Genomic DNA, 24,493 nt, shown 5'->3' on the forward strand with positions numbered 1-24,493 from the left:
AGCTATTAATTATATTAAAATAATTTACCTTTTCCCTTCCCTACTATACTTGTGTAATTTTATTAGAAACAAGTAATTTTTCAATGCAAATCGGTAACATATCTAATAGCGTTTCAAATGCGTAATTTACATCTAGACGTTCTGTCCATTGATGTGCATCTTTTCCTACCGGTCCCATATTTAATACTGGAACATCAAATTCTTCTAGTTCCTGAAGTGGAATTGAGTAACCTTTATCCCATAATGGCATATTGTCTACAAGTGAACTCATTGAATGTAATGGATTTTGTAAGCCCACGTAGCTTAAATCTGAAATTCCTCCAAAATAGTTTTGGTTTTCAAATGAAATATTATGATTGAAGTGTGCATACTTTTCCATCTCTCCAACTACCTCTTTAATTAACTGGTTGTTGCGTGAACTTACAGCTGGATAATATGGCGGAGCAAAGAAAAGCACAATCATCGGCGCCTTTTCTTTACATAAAATAGCTAGTTTATCTACTAAATCAATCGTTACCGCACGATCATCTTTACCTTCTCTATTTTTAATAATGCTAGATTGAATTTCATTTATTTTCTCTTGCCCATGTTGTTCAATTGCATAAGTGATAAGCTCTTCATACGTTAATACATTCACCTTCATATTAGGCGGTATAAACGGATTATATTTAGAAAAACGATATGCTTGCTTTTCATATTGCTCTTCTATTTTTTCTGCTACTTTCGTTACTTTTTGACGCAGCAATGAAACGACATCTGTCATTGATTTTTCTAGTAAAAACAAATTAAATAATGTGACTGCGCGATGCGGAATTTGTACAGAATACTCCTCCTTTAAGTCCCTTTGAAGTAAGTTAGTTGGCGGAGGACTCGCTTCCCCTTCTACAATATCACAAAGGTCTGTATTCAACTCTAATTCTGCTGTTATTAATGAAGCCATATAACTCCCATTTAAGCCTGCAAAAGGTTCACCTACATGTGTCTCTTTTCCGTAGCAAAGAAAACCAGGTAACACTTTACCAATAGAACCAGTATAAATATATTTCTTTTGATCACCAGGGTGCCTTGAAAACATAGGCTCTGAATTTAGTACCGTTTTATACTCTAAATCATGTTCTCTTGCTAAATCTAGTAATCTTGGGACAGCAGCTCTCATCCCTACAGAGTTTACTTCTTCATCTGGTACAGCCAATAAAAGAACATTCCCATCAAATCTTCCTTCACAAGCTTGCTCAATCATTGCCATTTGTAACGTGAGGCCGCATTTCATATCCATTGTTCCTCTACCAAACAGCCAATCTCCATGTTCTATATCTTCACGTACATGGTCTGGAAGCTCATCTTTATGAGAATAAAACATAGACGTTAACTTTTTAGGATTGAATGCATCTTCTTTCCACACTCCATAATCTTGTACATCTACAACATCAAAGTGACTTACTAAAATTACGGTATTTTTTGTACGATCGCTTTTCTTTACTAGTGCTGTAACAAAATATCGTCCGTCCCCAGTCGGATTTTTTTGCAAATGGTGCGGATTTTCTTTGAAGTACTGTAAATCAGATAATTGTTCCACAACGAAGTCTGGCAATATCACTTCAGCTTCTGTACCTGTAATACTAGGAATTTCAACAAGACTGCTTAATAATTGAATCAATTGTTCTTTTGATTGCCACTTTGACATATAAATCCCCCTATTTTTCCGCATTATGAAAATGAATTCCAGTATATGAATAAAAAATGACGACAGTTATCAAAATTATAGTTCTGATGTACTGCCGATTTTTATTGATATTTCATGTGCTGCTTGTTTTACCTTACTAATAAGAAAAGATAGTCGATCATTATTAATGCGATGACTAATTAACCCAACACTTAATGCTCCTACTACTTTATGATTAAATCCGATAATAGGTGCAGCTACTGAAGCTGTCCCTTCTGTTTTTTCTCCATAACTGACAGCATATCCTTCGTTTCTTATTTGCTTTATTTGATCAAGAAGAATTTGCTTTTGTTCTGGTAAAGCAGAAAGTAGTTGCTCAACAATATATTCCATTTCATTCTGTTTCATATTGGCAAGCATCGTTTTATTTGCAGCACCAATTGAAAGAGGAATCTGTTCCCCTAAGTTATCAATAACTCGAATTTTTAAAGGGCTATCCATTCTTTCAATAATAATAGAATGTGTTCCATTTGGAATGTTCAAATAAACACTTTCTTCCACTTCATAGGCCAATCGTTTCATTACTTCTCTTGCGACTGATCTGTAGTCTACCTTCTCCAATTGTCGTAATCCTATTTCCATCCACATTGGTCCAATTTTGTACTGTTTCGTCTCTGAAATTTGTGTAACTAGCCCATGCTCGATTAGAGAGTTAAGTAATCTATGTACTGTACTAACTGGGAGATGTGTTCTGTCCGCTATATCAGAAATGGCCCAATACTCTTTTTCATTAGTAGAATTTAATAACTTTATAATACTTATCGCTCGATCAATGGACTGTACCATAACTCACCTCTACTTCACTTGTAATATGTTAGCACGCTCAATTACCTATCAATTTAACAAACATTCGAAATGAAATCAATCTATTTATTCAATTTTCTAAAAATAAAAATATGTTGCGAACAATAATTTGAAAGCGTAAACAAAAAAGTATTGACTTTTCTTTTTAATTATCTGAAAATTATAACAAGATTTCACATCACGGAATATATTCCACAATACGGAAAAACATCAAACTTTATGCTATCAACTACGAAAGTGAGGAAAACAATGGCGCAAGTAAATAATTCAAACAATGAATTAAAACGTACGATGAAAAGTAGACACTTATTCATGATTGCACTCGGTGGCGTGATTGGAACGGGATTATTTAACGGATCTGGTTTTATTATAAGTCAGGCTGGACCTGGTGGATCCGTACTTGCCTTTATGGCCGGTGGATTATTAATGTATTTCGTTATGCTATGTCTTGGTGAACTCGCTGTAGCCATGCCTGTTTCGGGGTCTTTCCAGGAATATGCCACTAAGTTTATCAATCCTGCAACTGGCTTTACAATCGGATGGTTGTATTGGTTAAGCTGGGCGAATACGACCGGCCTTGAATTTACAACTGCTGGCATTACAATGCAGCGCTGGTTTCCTGATATTCCTGTTTGGGTTTGGTGTTTAATATTTGGCGTTACAATCTTCACGATTAACGCACTATCTGCTCGTAGTTATGCAGAAACAGAATTTTGGTTTTCAAGTATAAAAGTATCTGCCATTATCGCTTTTATTATTCTTGGTGGCGCCGCTATGTTCGGTTTTATTGATTTAAAAGGCGACGAACCAGCTCCGCTATTATCAAATTTCGTGAATCATGGTGGTTTATTTCCAAATGGACTTGCAGCTATTCTATTAACAATGGTTACAGTCAATTATTCCTTCCAAGGTACAGAACTTGTTGGAATCGCTGCAGGTGAAAGTGAAGATCCAGCAAAAACTTTACCTCGTTCTATTAGAAATATTATATGGCGTACGATGTTTTTCTTCGTCTTAGCAATCTTTGTTCTTGTTGCTTTAATTCCTTGGGAAGAAGCAGGATTAACAAAAAGCCCGTTCGTTGCCGTTTTTGATAATATCGGTATTCCATATGCGGCTGATATTATGAACTTTGTTATTCTTACTGCTGTTCTTTCTGTCGCAAACTCAGGACTATACGCGGCAACTCGTATGCTTTGGTCATTATCCAAAAATGAAATGGCTCCAGCCTTTTTAAAGAAATTATCATCACGAGGAATACCTCTAAACGCTTTAATTATGACAATTGCTATTTCTGCTTTTTCTCTTTTAACAAGCGTTGTAGCTGCTGAAACGGTTTACTTATGGTTAATTTCCATTTCTGGAGTTATAACAATCATTGTTTGGATGTCAATTTGTGTCTCTCAATTCTTTTTCCGTAAACATTATGTAGCAGACGGCGGAAAATTAGAAGACTTAAAGTTCAAAACGCCACTTTATCCACTTGTACCAATACTTGGTTTTGGATTGTATGGCATTATATTAATCAGTCTAATCTTTATCCCAGAACAACGTCTAGGAATCTATTGCACTGTACCATTTATCATCTTTTGCTACACGTACTATCACTTTAAAGTGAAGAAAAGAATTTCTACTAACACTAATAGTGAAACTAAAATTAGCGAGACGATGTAATACCCTGCTTATCTAAAAGATCGCACATGGATTCCACTTCATGTGCGGTCTTTTATCATTTTAATTCGCTTTAAAATTATATAATGGCTTAATAATATGCTTTATATCTATTGTCTCTTTCGTATTTTCGATAATTTCATTCATTGGCTTGTATACCATTGGTGCCTCATCAATTGTGCTCTCTGCTACCGATGTAGTCCAAACTTCTGTCATCGTATTATGGAAGTCCTCTAGACTCAATAATTCTTTAGCCTTCTTACGACTCATGATACGTCCTGCCCCATGCGGACCAGAAAAATTCCAGTCTGGATTACCTTTACCAAATGCAATAATTGAACCATCTCTCATGTTAATTGGAATAATGACTCGTTCATCTTTCTGAGCTGAAATAGCACCTTTTCGTAGAATCATATTTTCTATGTCTATATAGTTATGTATTGTAGTAAATTGATCGGTTACTTTCCAATCCATTTTCGTAACAATTTCATCAATCATTGCTTTACGATTTAACGCAGCATACTTTTGAGCAATATTCATGTCATTCATATAATCTTTGAATCCCTGTCCTTCTAAATAAGCTAATTCTTTTCGAATATTAGGCTTCTTTATTCCACGTAAAGTTTCTTGTATTTCTTTTTCTCTCCCCTCTTTCATTAATCTCTTAATAATCTCATCTTTCATTGATGTAACATCAATGAGTTGTTCATATGCGAAGTTTTGGTAATACTCTGCTATTTGTTTACCTAAATTACGAGAACCACTATGAATGACAATATATACATTCCCTTTATCGTCCTCATTCAATTCGACAAAATGATTTCCTCCCCCAAGTGTACCAATACTTTTTTGAGCGCGTTGTAATGTAAATGGAGCTCTCACACCATCAAAATCAATCATTTTTGAGAATCGATGTTCTTTATCTCGGATACGAAAACCACTTGGAACGAATTTACGAATTGTTTCATCTAAACAATCGAAATTAATTTCTTCTTTTTTCTTATCAATTACAACAACTTCCATACCACAACCAATGTCTACCCCTACAAGATTAGGAACGATTTTATCTTGTATTGTCATTGTTGTCCCAATCGTACACCCTGCTCCCGCATGTGTATCTGGCATAATACGAATTTGACTATCCTTTACAAATTCTTGGTTACAAAGATCAATAATCTGCCCTGTCGCAGTCTCATCAACGTTATTCGTAAATACTTTCGCTTCATTGTATTTTCCTTGTAATTTTAACATCTTTCATTTCCCCTTCCTTTTGAAAGAATTATTTTATTACGTTGTTTCTGTTCTCATCATTACTCTCATCCACCTTCTGCTTTCCATTATATATGTATGATATCCTTCACAATAATAAAAAAAAATGATGTTTTATCTTGTTTACATAATATGATTATCATATCTTTGAATTTATACCTACATATGAGTATTCCACGTCCTCAATATCCGTTATATATAACAAAAACTCCCCTTAAATCGAAAATGATTAAGGGGAGTTTTATAGCCGATGAAATTATAATTCCGATTTCACCCGGACAGAAACATTATTTTTAATTATATTTTTGACTTCTTTAAAGCTAACAAAATTGTTACTTTTCTCATCCCAAAGACGGAAACGTAGTGATTGTAAGCTTGTAGCAAGTGTAATTGTTGGTACATTTTTTAACGGAAGCGTATTATTGTGTGCCTCTTCTAGCTTATAATTAGGTACTCTTGGACTTAAATGGTGAACATGATGAAATCCAATATTACCAGTTAAGAATTGCAAGATTTTTGGAAGTTTATAAAATGAACTTCCTTCTACTGCCGCTTTTACATATTCCCAATCTTTATCCTCTTCAAAATAAGAATCCTCAAAAGTGTGCTGTACGTAAAACAGCCAAATCCCTACTGAACCTGCAATTAAGAATATCGTACCATGTACTAATAGAAACGATTGCCATCCTATTGCCCAGCAAAGTATAGCTACTACAGCAACGATAATAATATTCGTCAAATACGTATTCATACGTTCTTTCTGTCTTGCACCTTTTCGGTTAAATCTATTTTTAAGCAAGAAAACATAAATCGGACCTAATCCAAACATAACGAATGGATTGCGATATAAACGATATGCTAAACGAAGTCTAAATGGTGCAGCTACATATTCATCGACTGTAAGCGTCCAAATATCTCCTGTACCTCGCTTATCTAAATTACCACTTGTAGCGTGATGAATCGCATGCTCATGCCCCCATTGATCAAATGGGAATAACGTTAACACACCCATACATGTACCTACTATTCTATTTGCACGTCGACTTTTAAAGAATGAATAATGGGTACAATCATGAAAAATTATGAAAATTCGCGTCATAAAACCAGCAGCTAACAAAGATGGAACTAATGCTAACAGATAAGAAACAGACAAACTTTTATAAGCGAGATACCATAAAACAACAAATGGCACGACTGTGTTAATAAGTTGCCACACACTTTTTTTAATTGTTGATTTTTCATATGGAGCAACTTGTTTTTTTAAATTTTTAGTATTTTCTAATGTCATTTTACTAATTCCTTTCCTTTTTGTTGCTAATTCATATTATAGCATACTATTAGTATCAGGTGTTAAAAGTAGATGTAATAAATATTATTATATACTATAAAATTCTCTTTTTTCTTACTCAATACTTACAAATTACTTACGCTCAAAATAGCGCTATAATTGAACAGATTGAGCATTTTATTTATCAAATACATTTCCAATCTTTACAATTAAAACCGAGAACTTTTTACAAGCAGAAAAGAGCTGCCATAAGTCAGTTTCACCGGCTTATGGCAGCTCCTCTTCATTTCATTTCATTTTATCGATGGATCCAAACTGCACCTGCAGACTTGTCTTCAGCTTGACCTACTACTTCAAACTTCAATCCTAGTTTAGGTAACTTACGTCCCGCATCTGGAATAACGCTGTTGATGTATTGCTTAGAATCATCAAATTTTGCAACTCCTGGTAATCCTTTATAGTCAAAGATACCGCGAGTTGGTGAATTTACTTTCCATGCTGGCGTTTGATCAAATGAGAATGCCGCATCGGCAATTTGATAACGTGTACTGCTCTTCACAGTAGGTTGTCCGTTTAATGTTCCTACGAGTGCCTCTGGATGAGAATCTACTACTCCAAGGAACCCTTCACCTGGATGAACGCCTACCCAGTTATCTGTAAAGCTTTGATCCGCATACCATACAACCATTCCTGTATTAAATACTGGACCACGTGCATATTGTAATGCAGTATCAGACCCAGCGTAATTACGCCACTCGATATAGTAGTTATGTTTCTTCTGTTCAAATCCGTTAGACACAGTAAATCCTTTTAATGTCATTGCTGGCTGGCCTTCTGCGTCATCAGAGAAAACAACTTTTCCATCTACAGTTAATGCTGCATTGTCTAACGCAAATCCTTTATATGCTACTGCAATATCTGTTACATACTCAAATTGCAGTTTTACTTTCTTTCCTTTGAATTGATTTAAATCATATGATTTATCAATCCACTTACCATCCGTTGTATCTATACCGCCTTTTACATCTTTTTCGCCCATTCGATCAATGCGTGTCTTCGTTCCATCTTCTGCAATCGCATATACGTCAAGGAAATCATACTTCGCTTCCAGTTCGTAAAATGCCTTATAATCGAACTTGGCATCCGTTGCAGTCGTTAAGTCAAATACTGGTGTCTCAAGTGTTGTATGAATGTCATTTCCTTTCGTGCTGTAATAAAACTTCTTACCAAATGCTGACTCAATATTTTTTATATCTTTGTCCGGCAAGTTAACACGAATGATTCCTGGTCGTTTTGATTTTGTCACACTTTGATCTACATACGTTGCAGTACCGATTCCCGTGCGAAGTTTATCATAATCTACCTCAACAATATTCGCCCAGTTCCCCTTCATATTTTTTTGGAAAAACTCTTTATTTTGCGGTGAGAAACTTGTTGGCTCTGTACCTGCAATTTTTCCAGCCCAGCTACCGCCGCTCATTAGGGACCATGATTCAACTGGTTCACCTTGTCCTGAATACTTTGTATCATATTCATCTGGCAACCCTAAATCATGACCATACTCATGTGCAAACACACCAACCGCTCCGTCTTCAGGCTCGATTGTATAATCGTATGCAGCCATCTTTCCGTCCCAGTTCGAAACAGAAGATTTTGTACCATCAATCGCATATGGCTTCGATCCTAGTTTTGAGCGATGAGACCAAATCGCATCATCTTTCAATTTACCACCGCCAGCTTCTTGTCCCACGCCTGCATGTACTACCATTAAATGATCAATGATTCCATCTGGCTCATTTTTATTTCCATCACCATCTTGGTCGTATTGATCAAATTGATCATAATCAGCTAAATTAATGCCTTTTGCTACCGCTGCTTTCAATGCTTCTTTCACAAAATCTTTTGGGCCTAAAGGACCTTTATTGTCATGACCAGTTCCCGCATCAGCACCATAATCTGACGCTTTTCCTGGAACAGTAAGCCATTCCGTTACAGTTCCATCAACTGTGTAGCTTCCGCCAGATTGTTCTTCATAATACTGTTTAAATGTATTAATCTTCGATCCATCAAATAACGTAAATGGCTCATCACCAAATAACATTTTTTGATAATGTTCACGATTAAAGTCCTTAGAATACATATAACCCGGTTCTTGATCAATATTATTATGCTTAAAATCGCTAAATTCTACGAGTAATACAAGTACTTTATCTTTTCGAACAGCCCCATTGTACTCAGCTTGCTTCGCTGGTGTAGTTGGTACTTTTCCATTTAATTTTCCTGGGTTCAATCCTGCACTTTGCCCAGCTACTGGTCCTACTTCGGGCTGCTGCGCCTGTTCATTTTCCTGCATTTTTGTATCTTTTACTTTTTTCATAAAATCTGAAGCTTCTTGCGTAAGATTATCTCCTGTCAAGATTTCTTTTCCAGGGTTTTCCCCTTTCTTTTTCTCAACATATTTTTCGACAGCCTTTGATGTCTCAGCTTGTGATGCAGATTCATCAATTACTCCCCTTTGCTTCAGTGCTTCTGCCAATCGCTCCTCTGGTATTAAATGCTCATCAATTGGTAGAGATGGTGGCGCATCAGCATATGCTGCATGGCTTCCAAAAGCAAATGTACTACTTAGTACGGCTGCTGTTGTTAATACCGCTAAAGGTTTTAATTTCTTTTTCTTTCTCAATGTATTTCCTCCCCAGTGTCTGCAAATTATCGATTTTTGCCGATAGCAATATAATATTCGTTATAATACGAATATTCAATCTTTTTAAAGTGCTAAAATGTTGAGAAATATTTTTTCTAGGATGAAAAACATAAAATAGGTAAATTTACAGGAAGTTCACTCTAGAATTTGTGGTTCTCTTTCCTCTTTTTTTCGAGTGAAATCTCATCTACACAAAAATGCCAATTCCTAAGTAGTAGCTAAGGAATTGGCATTTTTTAACGAGAATGCTTTATGAATAAACGAATTGCTTCTTCTGGTACATAGAACTTACCATTGCTTTCTACAACAACACTTCCTAGTTCATAATCTTTATTCTTAATACGAATTATATTTTTGTTAACAAATAATTGAGTTGTTACATTATTATGTTTTACTATGAGTACAGGATTCGCTACATCAGTTTTATCTATTGTTACAGTTGCACCATTCTGCTTAAAGGCTAATTCACTCTCTACAAATAATTTGTTTGTTACTTCTTCTAAATTAAAGCCCATCGCTTTCGCTATTGTCTTTGCAACGTCCGTGTTTTGAATCAAACCAACTGGCTTTTGAGGGCCGTATGAATATAAAAATACATCCTCACCTGTATGCCCTCCTGTTGTAAAGCCTATGTTCGCACGGTTAGCCAATAATGTAGTGAAAATTGGACCTACGTCTATTTTCTTTTTAACCACTTTTAACCTTTCTTTTTCATCATAAGTTAAATTGTCCAACCCGTATAATTTAGCTACCTCTTCTACATTGGATAGATCAGATTTCAAATTATTGATAGTCCCTTCAAGTGTCATTTTCGCTTTTTTCAATGGATCAATATATGCAGAGACCGGCGTAGTATTATAACCTTTTGTCGTATTCATATTGCCAATAGAAATACCGCTATTACCATGGTCCGCTACGGCGATTAGCATCGTATTACCATCTTTTTTTGCAAATCTTAATGCTTCTGCAACTGCATGATCAAATGCTAACACATCACTAATCATCCCAATTGGATCATTCACATGTGCAGCCCAATCTGGCTTACTTCCTTCCACAAATAAAAAGAACCCATCTTTATCTTTTGATAACGTTTGAATGGCTTTTTCCGTCATTTGCGAAAGTGTTGGTTGCTCCGGATTTGTTGCTTCACGATCCATATCAAATGCTAAAGCATTAAGCGAGAAAGAGCCCCAAATTTTATTAGATTTAGAGCCTAATAATGCTTCTTTCGTTTCAACAAAGTCGTACCCTTTGTTTTGAATCACTTTTACTAAATCTTCACCATCTTTTCGAATCCCACTATCTATCTCAGGTAGAAGTGCTGCTTTTCCCCCGCCTAATACGACATCTATATTTTGATACACTTGTTGCTCCGCGAGCACTTCAAAATTTTTACGATTCACATGATGAGCGGAGAATCCAGCAGGAGTAGCATGCTGAATTTCAGCTGTAGCAACAATTCCAGTTGCACGACCCGTACGTTTTGCACCTTCTAAAACATTGGCAACTGGCCGTAATTTGTCCTCCTCTTTCATTGGTTTTAAGCCAGGTGAACTTACAATAGTAGGTAATACGCCTACATATCCTGAATTTGATTTATTCCCTGTCGCTAAAGCTGTAGCTGCTGGTGCTGAGTCTGTTATAGCTGATTCCGCCGAATATGTACGAACTCCTCCTGTTACAATTTCATCTAATGCAAGTGGTTTCCCTTTATACAAGCGAGCTAATGTAGTTGCTGAAGAACTTGTTCCGTCCATAACCATCATGATTACATTTTTCGGTTGTCGTTCTACTTTTTTCACTTTCGCTTCCACCGTATGATCATCCATCATACTTTCAGTACATAACATACTTAGTGTTATCGTTCCTACTAACAGTAACTTCTTCATCTTTAAACCCAATACAAACATGATTGCGCCTCCATTAGTTTCACATTCATTTACATACAAAATTCTGACTGCCTACATATGTTTTATTAGTTCCCAATTTTTCTAAAGCTAACAATAGGAACTTTCTTATTCATTACATCTCGGTATAGTTCATCTATCTTATAAAGAAGATTTCCCATCATTAACTTGCTTAACAACAAATCTCCAATTAAAATAAATAAAAATTTATTGTTAAACAATAAATTTCATGGTAAATTAATAAGATATTAAATAAATGAGGTGCTTTTTATGAAACAAGGATCAACACTTTTCTTAAAGACAGCTGTGATTCTAATGGGTATCCCTGTTCTTGCTATGTGCATTTTTTTAGTCCCTAACATAGGGAATTTCGCTGCTGAATTATATCCCGAAATGGCATATATTAAATATCTTGTATTTATCAATTTATACGCGACAGCAATACCTTATTATTTTGCGCTGTATCAAACATTCAAACTTTTAAACTATATTGATAAAAACAACGCATTCTCTGAGCTGTCTGTTAAAGCTTTAAAAAATATTAAGTACAGCGCACTAGCCATTAGTGTATTATATGTATTAGGTATGCCACTTTTCTATCTTGTGGCAGAGAGAGATGACGCCCCTGGCATTATTATTATTGGAATGATTATAATTTTTGCTTCAATGGTAATCGCGGTCTTTGCTGCCGTACTCCAAAGACTATTAAAAGATGCGATAGATATAAAATCAGAAAATGATTTAACGGTCTGAGGTGAATAATATGGCAATTATTATTAATATTGATGTAATGTTAGCGAAAAGAAAAATGAGTGTAACAGAGCTTTCGGAGAAGGTTGGAATTACAATGGCTAACCTTTCGATCTTGAAAAATGGAAAAGCAAAAGCAGTCCGTTTTTCAACTTTAGAAGCCATTTGTAAAGCATTAGAATGCCAACCTGGAGATATTTTAGAATATCAACCGGAAGAAAGCGAATAAAAAGAGTCCTTCATACGAGAAGGACTCTTTTTACTGCACATTACGGCGCAAAACTAATTTGACCAGTAAACAATAAGATAATTGCGATAATCCAAAATATAAAAAATGATGAGGACAGTATGAATGAAAGAATAGCAATCCCCTTCTTCTCTGTTTTTTTCGTCATTGTAATGATAGAAAGTATGATACCTGCAACTGTCAGGGCAACTGTAATATAATCTCCTACTATATTACCTGCATTCGCTATCCTTGTTGGCGTTATAAAAACGAACAGAAAACATAAAATACCGATGAGTAAACATATGTAGCTTATTATACTGTACTTCTTTTTAGGAACTAGTTCAGTTTTCATACTAACTCACCCCTTCTATATAGCTATAAGTTCATATTAGCACAAATAACCATAATTTGGTTAAAACAAAAAAGAGATACAGCGGAAACTTCCACTGTATCTCTTTTTTATTTAATAACTAAACCCGCTATTTCTTCTTTATCATTATAAGTTATAATGAATGTCCGTTGTTCTTTACTATATTTTGCTACAAGAATAACAGTATATAAGCCATCTTTTTCTTCAATCGATTGTTTTTCAATTTTTTCAAATGTACCAGCTTTCTCTATTATAGGTGTAAGATCTTTCATCTTTTCTTCTGACAATGCAGCTTTCATTTTACTATCAAATTTTTCACGCACGTCTTTATACTTTGCCTCATTTAATAATGATACAATTTCTTCCGCCTTTGGAATAAACTTTTTTGACGTACTTTCATCTACTTTATTACCGGTACATGCTGCGAGCGCGAACGCCGCGATAGCACTTATAATAATAAGTAACATTCTTCTCATTTTAATACACCCTTTCTTTTTAAAATGAAACTATAACTAAAAGTGAGTAACGCAAAAATTGCTATTGAAACTTCTGACATAATAATCCCGCTTTTCCCTGGCACATATAGCGATATAATGCCAGCTAATGCATTTACAGTCCCATGGATGAGAATTGCATATACAACATAACGAAATTTCTTTTGGACGACAGCTTGCAATACAATGAAAGAAAGCCCAACATGTAATACCATCGCAAAGATGCGTTCAATACCACCGAGATAATAACTGTCACCATTTTGAATGACTGTTTGTGATAATAATAGGGATATTACTGGGATACCGACTATCAACACCGCCTCAATACCACCATGCCCTGCTCCAAATAAAAAACCAGACTGCCAATCTCGTTGCTTCATAAAATAACGCATTGCGATAAAACGAGCTATCTCTTCAAAAATTCCAGCTGATATACTAAGCAAAACTGCAAATAGTATAGGCTGCATAACAGAAAACATTTGAAAATCTGTGCTAGTTCCATTTAAATAATTTAGCATTGGTATGCGAATCAATATTTGTGATACAACAAAAGCCAATATACCTAACATATATGGAATATAGCGTTTCTTCCAAAAAGCATATAAAAGTGCTATAAGCGGTAAACCAAAGCTAATCATTGTTGTAAAAATAAGACCATTCATCTCGCTTCACCTCTTACTTGAAGTGTATAAAATTGAGTGAAGAAAGTATGTAGTTATTTCTTATTCGGTTTCCTTTTCATCATAGATGGTCATTTTATCTCATTTAATATAAATGTTTGTGTGAAATAAGAACTTACATAAGTTGTTTCTAACGTCGCATTATTTGTTTTATTTATGATTCGTTTTAACGAAAATAGCCCGTACCCTCTAGCACCTTCTTTACTTGAATGGTTTTTCTCATAAATTTTTTGTAAATCAATCGCTTCCCCCTTTGAACTATTACGCACGATAAAATATTGTCGTGAATCCATTTCAAAGAATGCGATTTGTAATATCTTTTCCTCACTACATACTGCTTCCTCAATTGCATTATCTACTAAAACTGAAATGATACGAATAAATGAAATAATCGTCATCGAAACACTTTCAATGTTCTCTGGTATATCAAGCATTACTTTTATTTGTTGCTGCTGAGCAGTACTAACTTTTGCTCTTAATACGCTTCTTACTTCAGGAATTTGTATGCGAGATAATTTTGCGATATCAAGTTCATGATCATTTATTGTTTTTAATGTGGGAGCAATAACATCGTAGTACACTTGCTCAATTTCTTTCACATTTTTTGTACGTATTCCTTCTTCTAACGATAGTAATACATTCATATAATCATGACGAAAACTAGCAAGCTCATCATGCATATCCTCTAATTTTTCCACATAATCTAATAACTCTTTATCTAAACGTTTTTCATGCTCTTCTCGTAACTTTTCTTTCGATAAATGTGAGCTTATTAGTACGATGATTAGTAATAATAAAAAAATAATAATCGCTGAATTATAACTTACTTCACTGTATTGTTGATTTATTTTTGCTAAAAACTCAGTTGACGGCTGAGTTAAAATTAGTTCAATAATAAACCCGATCATTAATAATATATAAGTTACATAGTATAACGGACTACTTACTATATATTGAGCGATTTTTTGAATTCTTTTTCGCGCTACTAAAATACCGATAAAAGTAAGGATTGATACGATAAGATGAATAATACTACCTGTCCATAAATATAAATTGAATGGCGTTAACATAAAGATTTTCATCCCTAAATCTAATAGCAACATTTTCACTAACGTTATAATCACCATACTCACCAGTGCAAAATATAAATTATGCTTAAATTTCAATTCATTTTGCATTAATCCTAAACTTATTAAAAATAACACAATCGTACTATTCAATTCTGGATATCTCGTTACTGTTACAACAATAGCAAGTAAAATAATGAATACCGTACTTAAAGCTATTAACATTCTAACTGACAATCTGTTGTATCGGATTAATTGTATATATAAAAACGTATGACACATACTAGTAAGCAGTATTGCAAATAAATCATAAATATACATTACATCTCACCCTTTAACATGTTACGTACTTTACTCACTAAACGCCGTGACACTGGAATGCGTTTCCCGCTTTTTAAAACTATCATTTTTTGTTTCGCATCGTAAGAAGACATTTGCTTCGTATTCACGATATATGACTGATGGCAACGAAATAAACGTTCATCTATTATTTCTATCTCCTTTAATGCTCCATAAAAATAAACGATTCGATCTAACGTCACTAATGCTAACCGGTGCGGTTCATCAGTCATAACATATTCAACTTCATGAAAAGGAACCCGCACAGTGGCATTACTATTTTCAACGATAAAGTCATCGGACGGAATAATATGCTTATTTCTTGCTTCATATTGAAGTAAACATTGTTCAAAAACTTTATATCTCTCCTCGTATGGCAACCCTTTATCAATAAAAGTTAAAGCTGATACCATGTATTGATATGAAATAGGTGCAAATTCAGAATGCGTCGTTACAAACACAATAATTCCTTGCGTATCATACTTTCGTATCTCTTGTGCTACTTGTAACCCTTTACGCTCTTCCCTTTTAATCTCTATATCTAAAAAATAGATTGGAACATACTTCGCCTTCGGAATATTAGTAATAATATTTTCACTTTTACTAGTCACCTCAATAAAATCAAAAGGCAACATATATTTCTCACAAATCTCTTCAACTAACCGCTTCATTTGCTGTGCTTGTATAACATCGTCTTCTAAAATGAAAATACTCATGTAATCACTCGCTTTATTGGAATCTATTATTAGAATAACATGACTACTTACAAATACTGAATAATATTCCCTATATTTTCATATCCAATGATAATTAATATCGCTTTTTCTATATATTAAAAAGGCATTTAAAGTACTAGTATAGAATATAGATTAGAGGTGATTTTTAATGAATAGTATACAAATCGAAATAAATATACTAAATAAATGGATTAAACAATTTCTACCTGAATATGATTTATTCTTTTTCCCTAAAAAGTATGGAGCAGTAGTAAAGCATTTCACTTCTAATACTTTACTAATGCCTAAAGAGGAATTTTCTAACCATACCATTTTTAACAATATTAATAGCAGAAATAGTTATCAAGTATGGAATATTCATAAGGACATTCAATTTGTTTGTGTAGCAAACCCTAGTTTGATTATGCAATGGGACAAAGAAACACGCGAAAGTATTTTCCGAATTCAATTTGAAGTTAATAGAGGCTCTATTTATGAATGGGATATGATTGAATGTGTACTAGAGGATATACCATCTCCTTCAAGTAAAACGGCCATATTACAACATGTATCTCCTTATTCATTTACATATGATTCGAAGCGTTATATAAGTATGCAAAAATCACTATGGGATAACTTACATAAAGAGTTTCAATATAAATTTTTACTTTTATTAACAAAACAATTTGTTTATCAAACTTCATTAAGTAAAGAGCAAATCAAAAAATTCGAAAATAGTTTCCCCCATATCGCTCCCTATTTTAATAGTTTTTCAAGTGTAAACGGAGCAAATTGTCTTGCAGCTACTTTAGCGAGTATTTGTAGTGAAAAATCTGAGGCAAAATGGATTATTACGAAATGGGTACATGATAATAGCTTTCTAAAAGGTTTACAAATAAAACAGTATCGATTAAAATCAGCTTCTATCGATTCTTTACAACCTAGCGATATCCTTGTTTGGAAAAATGAAAAGAACAAAGTACTACATGCCTCTTTTCATCTAGGCGGCGGCTATTTCTTTAATAAAAATGGACAATCATTTTTTAATCCATGGCAATTGGTACATATAGAAAGCTTGTTGAATACATGGGAGAACGAACGTATTGAAGTGTATAGAAAATAAAGATGCAATACTCTAAAAAATTAAGACTGTATCTTCAAATGGAAAGATACAGTCTTTAATAATCACTTATTTTTAAAAAAAACTCTCTATCAATCACTACCTGAAAAAATTCCGAGTAATACGATAAAGAATAATCTGCTACATCACAACTCCCTTGAAACATACATGTTGAAATACCTAACTCTTTTGCAGGTATTAAATCTAACTCCCTGTCTCCAATAGCTAAATCAATATTATGCTTTTTATGCAGATGATCATAAGCTAACGAATTCGGTTTTCGGGGGAATCCATCGTCAATTGTAACCATGTCGACGAAGTATTTGTCCCAGCCGTAATATTCTAAAATTTCCATAACCCCCGCCCTATGTTTATGAGTCATAATCACATTTTTATCCGCATATTTCAAAATCTCTTCAACACCTCCAAAAGGTTTCATATCTTTTGGAGTGATTTTCCCCTTCAAAATTTTAATCTGTTCTTCCTGTTCGCATGAAATATTATAATACTGAATTGCATGAGAATAGGATGTTTTTAAGTTTTTGTATATTTCTTGTTTATCTACTGTATCACCTAATATTTCAGAAAGAAGTTTTGTATAAACTGGATACGTATCAAATAACGTACCATCAAAATCCCATAAAATATTCATTATGCCCACCTTCTATTTTCAAATCATTTGATGATTAAATCCGCCCAATCCTTCGGCAATTCCGTTTCTAAGTAATAATCCTCTGCTTTCCAATACCTATTCTCAAACTTTGAAAGGTTTTTCTGTGTTTTCTTACTCTCGCGTAGAAATCTTGTCTCTCTTGGACAATCCAAGTACACCATATAATGAAAGAAATCTCTCCATTCTTTTCGCTGTAGAAAAACACCTTCAATTACAATTACGCCTACTATGGGAATCTGTACTTTCTTCATTTCACATGAGTCTACCTCATCATTATAGAACGGTAATTTCAGTCTCGTTTCATTTTGTAACTTTTGAAAAAACTTTTGCCGAAGCCACTCAATATCCCATTGCAAATAATAATACTCATACCATTCTTCAAATCCGGTATCATAGCGTTTATTACGCTCCACTATATGATCATCAATATGAAAAATATGAAACGGAATGCTTTCCTGTTTCATATTTTCCTTTAAATTTGCAACAAATGTTGTTTTTCCTGAACGACTTAAACCATCTATACCTAAAATGAACCTATTTTCTTTATGCTTCTTCATAACATTTATCAATTCACTCGTACTCATTATTTCTTCCACTCTTCTTTTAATAAAGAATATAAAATCGTATCATGCGCAACTCCATTTTGAATCATATGTTTTCGAAGTAATCCTTCTTCTTGAAATCCTGCTTTACTTAATAATTTTTGAGAAGCTTTATTCTCTACATATACAACAGCAGCAATTCTTATAAGTTGCAACGTTTCAAACCCGTAAGCTAAAATCGCCTGTAACGCTTCCGAGGCGTATCCTTGTCCCCAATATGTATCGTCTAATTCATAACCAATTTCAGCTCGCTTATGATGATGGTTAATTAAATGAAAACCACACGTTCCGATTAATTGGCCCGTCCCCTTTTTCTCTATTCCCCAGCGAAATACACTTCCCTCTTCATAACGATTTTTAAACGTTTGAATCGTTGTTTTCGCTTGCTCAATATTTTCAAAAGAATCCATTCCGAAATAACGTATAACAGACTCTTTTGAAAAATAACGGAACATCGTTTCTGCATCTAACAACGTTAATTCTCTTAATTGTAAACGTTCTGTTTCTAGTTTCGGAAACCCCATCTCTTTTTCTCCTTCTATTCTAATGAACTGCAAATTTCAATATAATTCCCATCTGGATCAGCAATATATGCAATTGTTTGTCCCCACGGCTTTACAATTGGTTCAACTAAAATCGTAATACCTTGTTCTCTAAATTGCTCAATTGTTTTTTCTACATTTTCAACAACGAATCCTAATTCAAAATGAGAAGATTGTAACTCGCCTTCTGTAAGTGGTAATCCTGTTAATTCTTTCACGTCTTGCCGCGTATTCATTGCTAATATTGTAGATCCCGTATTAAATTCAATATATGTACCGTGCTCTGCTTTTATCGGTAACTGTAATACATCTTTATAGAACCTTAAACATTCCTCAAACTTTTCTACATATAAAATGATGTACTTCATTTTTAAATTCATTTTACATCCCCCTTTATATCCATCCCTAAAATTTCGACAAAAGTCTCATAAAAACCTTGTTTCCTATAGTAACGAGCACAAAAAAATGAGGCCGATTTCTCGGCCTCCCAGCTTATTGGCATAAAACAGGAGATTTGGTTTGGACATAACCAGTTCGTACTCTTATTATATTTTATTTTTTCTGAATTTTAAATACATTAAACACCTATTTATATTGAGAAAGTTTTTTCGCTTGCATAAAATTAATGAGTTTAAGAAATGCTACAAATGGAGGTGTATACATATGGAACCAATGCTATGTCCAAGTTGTAAAACGAACCGCACTCGCTTTAATATTCTTGAGCAACAAGTAAAACCAGTCAAATTAAATCCACAAACTGGTCAAGTAGAAGAAGAATATACAAATGAAACGATGAATGCTTTTCATATGGCCTATCAAGGACCTACTTACAGAGTCCAATGCGCTGTATGTGGGCTTGTTGAAAATCCTGAACAATTTATTAAACCTGCTCAAAATCAGTCTTTCTAATAAAAACATGATTATCCCTTGTAGAAATAGATTTTTCTATAAGGGATTTTTTCGTTTTATACTTTAATAAAAAACGTGTTTCTTCCTTATTATTAGTTACACCCCACATCTTTTTAGTCATCTTTTATTTTTTGATCCTCAATATGAATCTTTTTTCTTCATTTATTATTTTCAGGGTAAATTATTGCGGCTTTGATATTGTTAATTTTATGCCTTCATATAGATTTTTATTATATAAAAAAGAGTGATCAAAAATACGATTATATAGAAACAAAAGAAGTTGATTCCCATATTAATTACCTCTTTACAAAATCAACTTCTTTTAAACTCCACTTTTTATTATAATATTTCACTTTTTAATTTCTTGATTTTCCAAGAAAGTCTTATAAAGAAGTACATCCACATACCACCTGTAAGACCGGTCATAACTTTCGCCCACATTGGCACTCTTGATTCCATCGGGCTTAAAAACAGATTATACATTGATGGTAATAAACTTGCTGATATAATAACAAGGAATAACAATAATTCATTTAGTTTTTGTATCCTCGTCTCCTTTTCTGAGTAAATATCAGGCAATTCATTTACTTCTTCTACTTCTTTACAAAAATAATTCCATCTTGTGAAACTTGTTACGCGTTTCCAACCTGACATTTCGTATATTTCGAAATATTCTTGTTGTTGTTCTTTCGAATCTCTATAAACCAATCTAAAATCAGCTTTGTACATTACATCTTTTGGCTCCGTTTTCTGAAACGTATACATTAAATTATATTTTTGTAATGCCCAACCTTGCTGATGCATCTTTCGTAAAAAAGCTTCTTCTTTTTCTAAATTCCATGCCATAAAAAATTTGAATACCCTTTTTGTCTCCATCTTCCATTCACTCCCCTAATATACTATTCCCATTCCTTACAGATCGTTGCAACCTGTTATACTCTAGCTCTAACACTTCTTTACCAAGTGGCGTTAACTCATAGCACTTCTTTCTATCTGTTGAGGCAACTTCAACAATTAATTTCTCTTTTAATAACTTCGTCGTATTCCCGTATAAAGTTCCAGGACCGAGCTTTACTTCTCCATTTGTCATCTCTTCTACCATTTGCATAATTCCATAACCGTGCATTGGTTTCACTAGTGATAACAGTATGTAATATGTTGCCTCAGTTAACGGAATATATTTTCTCGCTTTCGTATTCATTATAACCACCTCCGATACATCGCCTCATGATATATCGACTCGCGATACATCGTATACCGATATTATATATTCACACTCCAAAATATGCAAGAGTATAATTTAATAATTGAATATTTATTTCTTTGAATTGAAAAATCATATAAATTTTCTGAATAATTTGTTAAAATATAGAAATATCCGTTTATATTTTGAAAGGAATGATACATATGATAAATAAATTGAAGGAAAATATAGGATCAGTTTTTGTAGGTAAAGAAAATGTTATAGATCTATTAATTGTTTCCTTGCTTGCTGACGGTCATGTACTTCTTGAGGATGTACCTGGTACTGGGAAAACGTTACTTGCGAAAACACTTTCAAAAAGTATTGGTGGTAATTTTTCTCGCGTTCAATTTACACCGGATGTACTTCCGAGTGATGTGACAGGTATTGAATATTTCAATCCGAAAACGAGCGAATTCGAGTTAAGACTCGGACCAGTCGTGGCAAACATTCTACTGGCAGATGAAATTAACCGTGCAATGCCGAGAACACAGTCTAGTTTATTAGAAGCGATGGAAGAACGACAAGTGACGCTTGAAAAGCAGTCAACTCCTCTTCCAAAACCGTTCTTTGTTATTGCGACGCAAAATCCAATTGAATCACAAGGAACGTTCCCTCTTCCAGATGCACAGCTTGATCGCTTTTTAATGACAATTTCTATAGGTTATCCGAATTCTGAAGATGAACTACAAATGATGCGACGTTTTCGTAACGATGCACCACTAGAAAGTGTCACATCTGTTATTACTTTAGATGATATTTTAGAGGCACAGAAACGAGTAAAAGAGATTTTCGTATCAGAACCGTTAGAACATTACATTATTAAACTTGCTCATGCTACAAGAAATCATGATTATATCGCTAACGGTGTAAGTCCACGTGCCACATTAGCTTTAGTACGTGCTGTTCAAGCTTTAGCCTTTTTACGTGGGAGAGAATATTGCACACCAGAAGATATACAATTGTTAGTTCCTTCCGTTTGGAATCACCGTATCGTCTTATCAATGGAAGGTGCATTACGTACGACAAAAAATGAAATGATGCAAAAGATTTTAAAAGAGATTGACGTACCAGTGGAGATTGAGCAAACATGAATGGACAGCGCGTTGTAACTGTACCTTTATTTTTTCAACTTCATATTATTCAACTATCTGTTCCAGGCGCGATACTATTTACATTTTTTATGCCGCAACGAATCATTATGTTTTTCTTTTTCTTCTACTATTTATTTGCGATTTTCATTTATAAATATGTCGCATATATAGAAAAACAGTTTCAAGTGCTAAACGAGAAACAAACAACTCGTTTATTTCCTAATGAATCTGGACAGTTTTTTATTCATTTAAAAAATGGAGCAAACATACCACTCGTTAACGGTGTTTGTTATTTTCATTTAGATCCGTCCCTACTACCGAATAAAGATCAAGGAATTGAACAAATATCAAAAACACTATTCTCTTTCCCATTTTCACAACCTGCTCATTCAGCGCAAAAATGGGATTTATCATTAACTGCAACGAAGCGTGGCGTGTTTCAAATTGAACAGTTCGAATGTGTTTTGAAAGATCCTTTTCATTTATTATCTGTACATTTACCTGTATTTGATAAATTAAGAACTGAAATTATTGTGTATCCATCACCTAAAGAAGTAGCAGGTTTGCAAGAACTTCAGCAACTTTTAAATGGATCTTATCGAACGAATTTTTCTTTTTACAATGATGAAACATCTATTATCGGTGTGAAACGGTACGAACGTGAGTCTTTCCGTTCCATTCATTGGAAAGCATCTGCCAAAATGCAGGAATTACAAGCAAAGCAATATGAACCTGTTAAAAATTATAGTTGGACAATTTGTCTTTCATTAGCTGCTGATCGCGGGTTTGGTTGGAAAGATAATATAGAAGACCTTATTTCATTTGCAACATACATTTGTCAATATGCTACGAAGCATCAAATACCGTTTGAATTATTTATTAGTGTATTAGCTGAAGGTGGCCCTCTGCACTTACCATTAAATGAAGGACAAACACATTACGCAAAAGCTTTAGAGGAATTGGCACGTATTTCAGACGATAGCACACTAATTCCGAAACAAGGATTTCTCCATTATACAAATAGAAAAGGAGAACGATCGTCTACAATGATTTACATTGGCTTGCAGAAGAATGACCTCTCTCTTCTATCGCAACCTACGTTTCTCATAAATAACGAAGGGATGGTGGAAAAGCTTGAAAACTTGGCTCTATCACGTTAATGACTTTATTCTGCTGCTCCTCCTTTCGTTATTAACAGAAAGGGACGAACTTATAGCTATTACTATATTTTTAGCAACGAGCTATATTGCCGTATTTCTTATTCATAAATTAATGAAGAAAAAAACGACTGGATTTGTCATACTGTTAATGACTCAAATAATCGGTTGTTCTATCTTTCTCCCTTTCTCTCTATTTGGCACAATTATGTTACCACTTTTCTTCTTTATCGTACATGTAGTCGGACCAGGATACCCAGCTCAAAAATCGTTAGGTGGTATTGTTTGGTTTGGTGTTTCAGCTATATTTTATGCGCCTTTTCCACCACTCGGGAAACTATTACTATTAGTTATACACATTATGATTACATTTTGGTTAACTGGAGCAAATCGTAATCAACAGTTATTACGTTTCGCTTCTATTATTACGATTGGTGTAATGAGTATAGTACTTATTCAAGTGTTTCCTTTCATTCGGCTTGTTTTTTCATTTATCATAGAAGCAGTTGCATTAGGGTTCGGATACGCTATCAATCCATTATTTTCAGCAGCCGTGTTAAAAGAAACAGATGATTTTTGGTCGAATAAAGGAAATCTAAAAGACCCTAAAATTAAGGATGATTTGGAGCCACGTTCTTTTGATCCAACTCTTATAAATAGCATTACCATATTAGTTTGTACACTCATTGCTATTTATGTCGTTTGGAAAATAATAAAAAAACGAAAACAATTCAGTTTACCAAATATACCTGTCTTTGAATCTACTATCATCACTGATAAAGAAGGAATGAGCCAAAAACGTTTGAAACGAAACAAACCGCCACATAACGAAATTCGAAAAGAGATTTTTAAGCTTGAAAGTAAGTTAACTCCCCCTTTAAATAGAAATCGAGGAGAAACTATTGAGGCATGGTTAGATAGAATAAATAGTGAAAAAGATGTAAATATTCAGAGTCATATTATTATTAATGCTTATAATACAGTGCGTTATTCAAATGAGGAAAACATCGTACTTTTGCAGGAATTTAAGGATGAAATTCATAAGCTTTACATGTATCAGAAGGATTTAAAGAAAAGGAAAAAATAATACAACAAAAAGACTCCTATTTTCATAGGAGTCTTTTTATACTTCTACGTTACTT

The 24,493-nt window shown here is 34.0% G+C and carries 25 protein-coding genes; 8 read left to right on the forward strand and 17 right to left on the reverse strand.

Annotation, left to right across the window (positions count from 1 at the left end):
• Nucleotides 1-43 precede the first annotated feature (43 nt).
• Both ACTFR9_RS07270 and ACTFR9_RS07275 read right to left on the reverse strand, forming a co-directional pair.
• Entirely contained in the window at nt 44-1,684 is a 1,641-nt protein-coding gene (locus tag ACTFR9_RS07270) for a M20/M25/M40 family metallo-hydrolase (protein WP_000049552.1), read from the reverse strand.
• A gap of 75 nt (nt 1,685-1,759) precedes the next feature.
• On the reverse strand, nt 1,760-2,509 hold the full coding sequence (locus tag ACTFR9_RS07275; RefSeq protein ID WP_000250773.1) for an IclR family transcriptional regulator: 750 nt from the start codon (nt 2,507-2,509) through the stop codon (nt 1,760-1,762).
• 267 nt (nt 2,510-2,776) lie between these two features.
• Here ACTFR9_RS07275 and ACTFR9_RS07280 point away from each other — a divergent pair, with 267 nt between their 5' ends.
• Nucleotides 2,777-4,201 (forward strand): amino acid permease, encoded by a 1,425-nt coding sequence (locus tag ACTFR9_RS07280; RefSeq protein ID WP_000079958.1) that lies wholly within the window; start codon nt 2,777-2,779, stop codon nt 4,199-4,201.
• A gap of 60 nt (nt 4,202-4,261) precedes the next feature.
• On the opposite strand, the gene ACTFR9_RS07285 is transcribed toward ACTFR9_RS07280, so the two are convergent.
• The 4 genes from ACTFR9_RS07285 to ACTFR9_RS07300 all read right to left on the reverse strand — a co-directional run bounded on the left by ACTFR9_RS07285 (nt 4,262) and on the right by ACTFR9_RS07300 (nt 11,369).
• Nucleotides 4,262-5,449 carry an RtcB family protein gene (locus ACTFR9_RS07285; RefSeq protein WP_000916218.1) on the reverse strand — a complete coding sequence of 396 codons (1,188 nt, stop codon included), beginning with the start codon at nt 5,447-5,449 and terminating at the stop codon, nt 4,262-4,264.
• 274 nt (nt 5,450-5,723) lie between these two features.
• Nucleotides 5,724-6,755: a fatty acid desaturase gene (locus ACTFR9_RS07290; RefSeq protein WP_000171517.1), complete on the reverse strand. Its 1,032-nt coding sequence runs from the start codon at nt 6,753-6,755 to the stop codon at nt 5,724-5,726.
• Nucleotides 6,756-7,053: 298 nt separating this feature from the next.
• The gene (locus ACTFR9_RS07295) at nt 7,054-9,438 is read right to left on the reverse strand and encodes an immune inhibitor A domain-containing protein (protein ID WP_073535842.1); all 2,385 of its coding nucleotides are present in this window, start codon (nt 9,436-9,438) and stop codon (nt 7,054-7,056) included.
• 257 nt (nt 9,439-9,695) lie between these two features.
• Nucleotides 9,696-11,369: an alkaline phosphatase gene (locus ACTFR9_RS07300; protein ID WP_000497801.1), complete on the reverse strand. Its 1,674-nt coding sequence runs from the start codon at nt 11,367-11,369 to the stop codon at nt 9,696-9,698.
• Nucleotides 11,370-11,636: 267 nt separating this feature from the next.
• Here ACTFR9_RS07300 and ACTFR9_RS07305 point away from each other — a divergent pair, with 267 nt between their 5' ends.
• Nucleotides 11,637-12,119, forward strand: coding sequence for a DUF2975 domain-containing protein (locus tag ACTFR9_RS07305; RefSeq protein ID WP_000809105.1), 483 nt, complete (start codon nt 11,637-11,639; stop codon nt 12,117-12,119).
• 10 nt (nt 12,120-12,129) lie between these two features.
• Nucleotides 12,130-12,345, forward strand: coding sequence for a helix-turn-helix domain-containing protein (locus tag ACTFR9_RS07310; RefSeq protein ID WP_000974621.1), 216 nt, complete (start codon nt 12,130-12,132; stop codon nt 12,343-12,345).
• A gap of 40 nt (nt 12,346-12,385) precedes the next feature.
• Here the strand turns inward: ACTFR9_RS07310 and ACTFR9_RS07315 are convergent, their stop codons facing one another.
• From ACTFR9_RS07315 to ACTFR9_RS07335, 5 genes are all read right to left on the reverse strand, one after another.
• Nucleotides 12,386-12,697 carry a hypothetical protein gene (locus ACTFR9_RS07315; protein ID WP_000845971.1) on the reverse strand — a complete coding sequence of 104 codons (312 nt, stop codon included), beginning with the start codon at nt 12,695-12,697 and terminating at the stop codon, nt 12,386-12,388.
• A 107-nt stretch (nt 12,698-12,804) separates the two neighbouring features.
• Nucleotides 12,805-13,191 (reverse strand): DUF3887 domain-containing protein, encoded by a 387-nt coding sequence (locus ACTFR9_RS07320; RefSeq protein WP_001253792.1) that lies wholly within the window; start codon nt 13,189-13,191, stop codon nt 12,805-12,807.
• Nucleotides 13,188-13,871: a YhfC family intramembrane metalloprotease gene (locus ACTFR9_RS07325; RefSeq protein WP_001013700.1), complete on the reverse strand. Its 684-nt coding sequence runs from the start codon at nt 13,869-13,871 to the stop codon at nt 13,188-13,190. The genes ACTFR9_RS07320 and ACTFR9_RS07325 overlap by 4 nt, the downstream gene beginning before the upstream one ends.
• 89 nt (nt 13,872-13,960) lie before the next feature.
• On the reverse strand, nt 13,961-15,277 hold the full coding sequence (locus ACTFR9_RS07330) for a GHKL domain-containing protein (RefSeq protein WP_000276086.1): 1,317 nt from the start codon (nt 15,275-15,277) through the stop codon (nt 13,961-13,963).
• The gene (locus ACTFR9_RS07335) at nt 15,277-16,011 is read right to left on the reverse strand and encodes a LytR/AlgR family response regulator transcription factor (protein WP_000021631.1); all 735 of its coding nucleotides are present in this window, start codon (nt 16,009-16,011) and stop codon (nt 15,277-15,279) included. Before ACTFR9_RS07335 ends, ACTFR9_RS07330 begins: the two co-directional genes overlap by 1 nt.
• 169 nt (nt 16,012-16,180) lie before the next feature.
• On the opposite strand from ACTFR9_RS07335, the gene ACTFR9_RS07340 reads away from it, so the two are divergent.
• Nucleotides 16,181-17,134 (forward strand): hypothetical protein, encoded by a 954-nt coding sequence (locus tag ACTFR9_RS07340; protein WP_001084811.1) that lies wholly within the window; start codon nt 16,181-16,183, stop codon nt 17,132-17,134.
• 55 nt (nt 17,135-17,189) lie between these two features.
• Here ACTFR9_RS07340 and ACTFR9_RS07345 read toward each other — a convergent pair whose 3' ends face one another.
• The 4 genes from ACTFR9_RS07345 to ACTFR9_RS07360 are packed head-to-tail and all read right to left on the reverse strand — an operon-like array spanning nt 17,190 to nt 19,328.
• Complete coding sequence (locus tag ACTFR9_RS07345) at nt 17,190-17,783, reverse strand: HAD-IA family hydrolase (protein WP_001024261.1); 594 nt, start codon at nt 17,781-17,783, stop codon at nt 17,190-17,192.
• A 23-nt stretch (nt 17,784-17,806) separates the two neighbouring features.
• A complete protein-coding gene (locus tag ACTFR9_RS07350; RefSeq protein ID WP_000107741.1) occupies nt 17,807-18,388 on the reverse strand; it encodes a kinase in 582 nt (193 codons plus the stop codon).
• Nucleotides 18,388-18,930, reverse strand: coding sequence for a GNAT family N-acetyltransferase (locus tag ACTFR9_RS07355; RefSeq protein WP_000506667.1), 543 nt, complete (start codon nt 18,928-18,930; stop codon nt 18,388-18,390). The genes ACTFR9_RS07350 and ACTFR9_RS07355 overlap by 1 nt, the downstream gene beginning before the upstream one ends.
• Nucleotides 18,931-18,944: 14 nt before the next feature.
• The gene (locus tag ACTFR9_RS07360) at nt 18,945-19,328 is read right to left on the reverse strand and encodes a VOC family protein (RefSeq protein WP_001049862.1); all 384 of its coding nucleotides are present in this window, start codon (nt 19,326-19,328) and stop codon (nt 18,945-18,947) included.
• A 283-nt stretch (nt 19,329-19,611) separates the two neighbouring features.
• On the opposite strand from ACTFR9_RS07360, the gene ACTFR9_RS07365 reads away from it, so the two are divergent.
• Nucleotides 19,612-19,857, forward strand: a complete 246-nt coding sequence (locus ACTFR9_RS07365; protein WP_000433609.1) for a hypothetical protein — start codon at nt 19,612-19,614, stop codon at nt 19,855-19,857.
• 339 nt (nt 19,858-20,196) lie between these two features.
• Here ACTFR9_RS07365 and ACTFR9_RS07370 read toward each other — a convergent pair whose 3' ends face one another.
• The gene (locus tag ACTFR9_RS07370) at nt 20,197-20,733 is read right to left on the reverse strand and encodes a DUF2812 domain-containing protein (RefSeq protein ID WP_000448674.1); all 537 of its coding nucleotides are present in this window, start codon (nt 20,731-20,733) and stop codon (nt 20,197-20,199) included.
• Nucleotides 20,734-20,740: 7 nt separating this feature from the next.
• Nucleotides 20,741-21,058 (reverse strand): PadR family transcriptional regulator, encoded by a 318-nt coding sequence (locus ACTFR9_RS07375; protein WP_001092642.1) that lies wholly within the window; start codon nt 21,056-21,058, stop codon nt 20,741-20,743.
• Nucleotides 21,059-21,264: 206 nt separating this feature from the next.
• Here ACTFR9_RS07375 and ACTFR9_RS07380 point away from each other — a divergent pair, with 206 nt between their 5' ends.
• Genes ACTFR9_RS07380 through ACTFR9_RS07390 form a run of 3 tightly spaced genes read left to right on the forward strand, consistent with a single transcriptional unit; the run spans nt 21,265 to nt 24,438 of the window.
• Nucleotides 21,265-22,194 carry an AAA family ATPase gene (locus tag ACTFR9_RS07380; protein WP_000608773.1) on the forward strand — a complete coding sequence of 310 codons (930 nt, stop codon included), beginning with the start codon at nt 21,265-21,267 and terminating at the stop codon, nt 22,192-22,194.
• Nucleotides 22,191-23,354, forward strand: coding sequence for a DUF58 domain-containing protein (locus tag ACTFR9_RS07385; protein ID WP_001014373.1), 1,164 nt, complete (start codon nt 22,191-22,193; stop codon nt 23,352-23,354). Before ACTFR9_RS07380 ends, ACTFR9_RS07385 begins: the two co-directional genes overlap by 4 nt.
• Nucleotides 23,329-24,438 (forward strand): DUF4018 domain-containing protein, encoded by a 1,110-nt coding sequence (locus ACTFR9_RS07390; RefSeq protein ID WP_000860520.1) that lies wholly within the window; start codon nt 23,329-23,331, stop codon nt 24,436-24,438. The genes ACTFR9_RS07385 and ACTFR9_RS07390 overlap by 26 nt, the downstream gene beginning before the upstream one ends.
• Nucleotides 24,439-24,493: the final 55 nt, after the last annotated feature.

This window comes from Bacillus cereus group sp. MYBK222-1, assembly GCF_051916425.1.
Classification (GTDB): Bacteria; Bacillota; Bacilli; order Bacillales; family Bacillaceae_G; genus Bacillus_A; species Bacillus_A paranthracis.

Bases quoted from the DNA above. Each gene is read 5' to 3' on its own strand.
- ACTFR9_RS07365 (WP_000433609.1), top strand. From the start codon at position 19,612: ATGGAACCAATGCTATGTCCAAGTTGTAAAACGAACCGCACTCGCTTT.
- ACTFR9_RS07330 (WP_000276086.1), bottom strand. From the start codon at position 15,277: ATGTATATTTATGATTTATTTGCAATACTGCTTACTAGTATGTGTCAT.
- ACTFR9_RS07300 (WP_000497801.1), bottom strand. From the start codon at position 11,369: ATGTTTGTATTGGGTTTAAAGATGAAGAAGTTACTGTTAGTAGGAACG.
- ACTFR9_RS07280 (WP_000079958.1), top strand. From the start codon at position 2,777: ATGGCGCAAGTAAATAATTCAAACAATGAATTAAAACGTACGATGAAA.
- ACTFR9_RS07310 (WP_000974621.1), top strand. From the start codon at position 12,130: ATGGCAATTATTATTAATATTGATGTAATGTTAGCGAAAAGAAAAATG.
- ACTFR9_RS07370 (WP_000448674.1), bottom strand. From the start codon at position 20,733: ATGGAGACAAAAAGGGTATTCAAATTTTTTATGGCATGGAATTTAGAA.
- ACTFR9_RS07315 (WP_000845971.1), bottom strand. From the start codon at position 12,697: ATGAAAACTGAACTAGTTCCTAAAAAGAAGTACAGTATAATAAGCTAC.
- ACTFR9_RS07340 (WP_001084811.1), top strand. From the start codon at position 16,181: ATGAATAGTATACAAATCGAAATAAATATACTAAATAAATGGATTAAA.
- ACTFR9_RS07360 (WP_001049862.1), bottom strand. From the start codon at position 19,328: ATGAATTTAAAAATGAAGTACATCATTTTATATGTAGAAAAGTTTGAG.
- ACTFR9_RS07305 (WP_000809105.1), top strand. From the start codon at position 11,637: ATGAAACAAGGATCAACACTTTTCTTAAAGACAGCTGTGATTCTAATG.
- ACTFR9_RS07320 (WP_001253792.1), bottom strand. From the start codon at position 13,191: ATGAGAAGAATGTTACTTATTATTATAAGTGCTATCGCGGCGTTCGCG.
- ACTFR9_RS07350 (WP_000107741.1), bottom strand. From the start codon at position 18,388: ATGAGTACGAGTGAATTGATAAATGTTATGAAGAAGCATAAAGAAAAT.
- ACTFR9_RS07380 (WP_000608773.1), top strand. From the start codon at position 21,265: ATGATAAATAAATTGAAGGAAAATATAGGATCAGTTTTTGTAGGTAAA.
- ACTFR9_RS07345 (WP_001024261.1), bottom strand. From the start codon at position 17,783: ATGAATATTTTATGGGATTTTGATGGTACGTTATTTGATACGTATCCA.
- ACTFR9_RS07290 (WP_000171517.1), bottom strand. From the start codon at position 6,755: ATGACATTAGAAAATACTAAAAATTTAAAAAAACAAGTTGCTCCATAT.
- ACTFR9_RS07385 (WP_001014373.1), top strand. From the start codon at position 22,191: ATGAATGGACAGCGCGTTGTAACTGTACCTTTATTTTTTCAACTTCAT.
- ACTFR9_RS07335 (WP_000021631.1), bottom strand. From the start codon at position 16,011: ATGAGTATTTTCATTTTAGAAGACGATGTTATACAAGCACAGCAAATG.
- ACTFR9_RS07375 (WP_001092642.1), bottom strand. From the start codon at position 21,058: ATGAATACGAAAGCGAGAAAATATATTCCGTTAACTGAGGCAACATAT.
- ACTFR9_RS07325 (WP_001013700.1), bottom strand. From the start codon at position 13,871: ATGAATGGTCTTATTTTTACAACAATGATTAGCTTTGGTTTACCGCTT.
- ACTFR9_RS07355 (WP_000506667.1), bottom strand. From the start codon at position 18,930: ATGGGGTTTCCGAAACTAGAAACAGAACGTTTACAATTAAGAGAATTA.
- ACTFR9_RS07275 (WP_000250773.1), bottom strand. From the start codon at position 2,509: ATGGTACAGTCCATTGATCGAGCGATAAGTATTATAAAGTTATTAAAT.
- ACTFR9_RS07270 (WP_000049552.1), bottom strand. From the start codon at position 1,684: ATGTCAAAGTGGCAATCAAAAGAACAATTGATTCAATTATTAAGCAGT.
- ACTFR9_RS07285 (WP_000916218.1), bottom strand. From the start codon at position 5,449: ATGTTAAAATTACAAGGAAAATACAATGAAGCGAAAGTATTTACGAAT.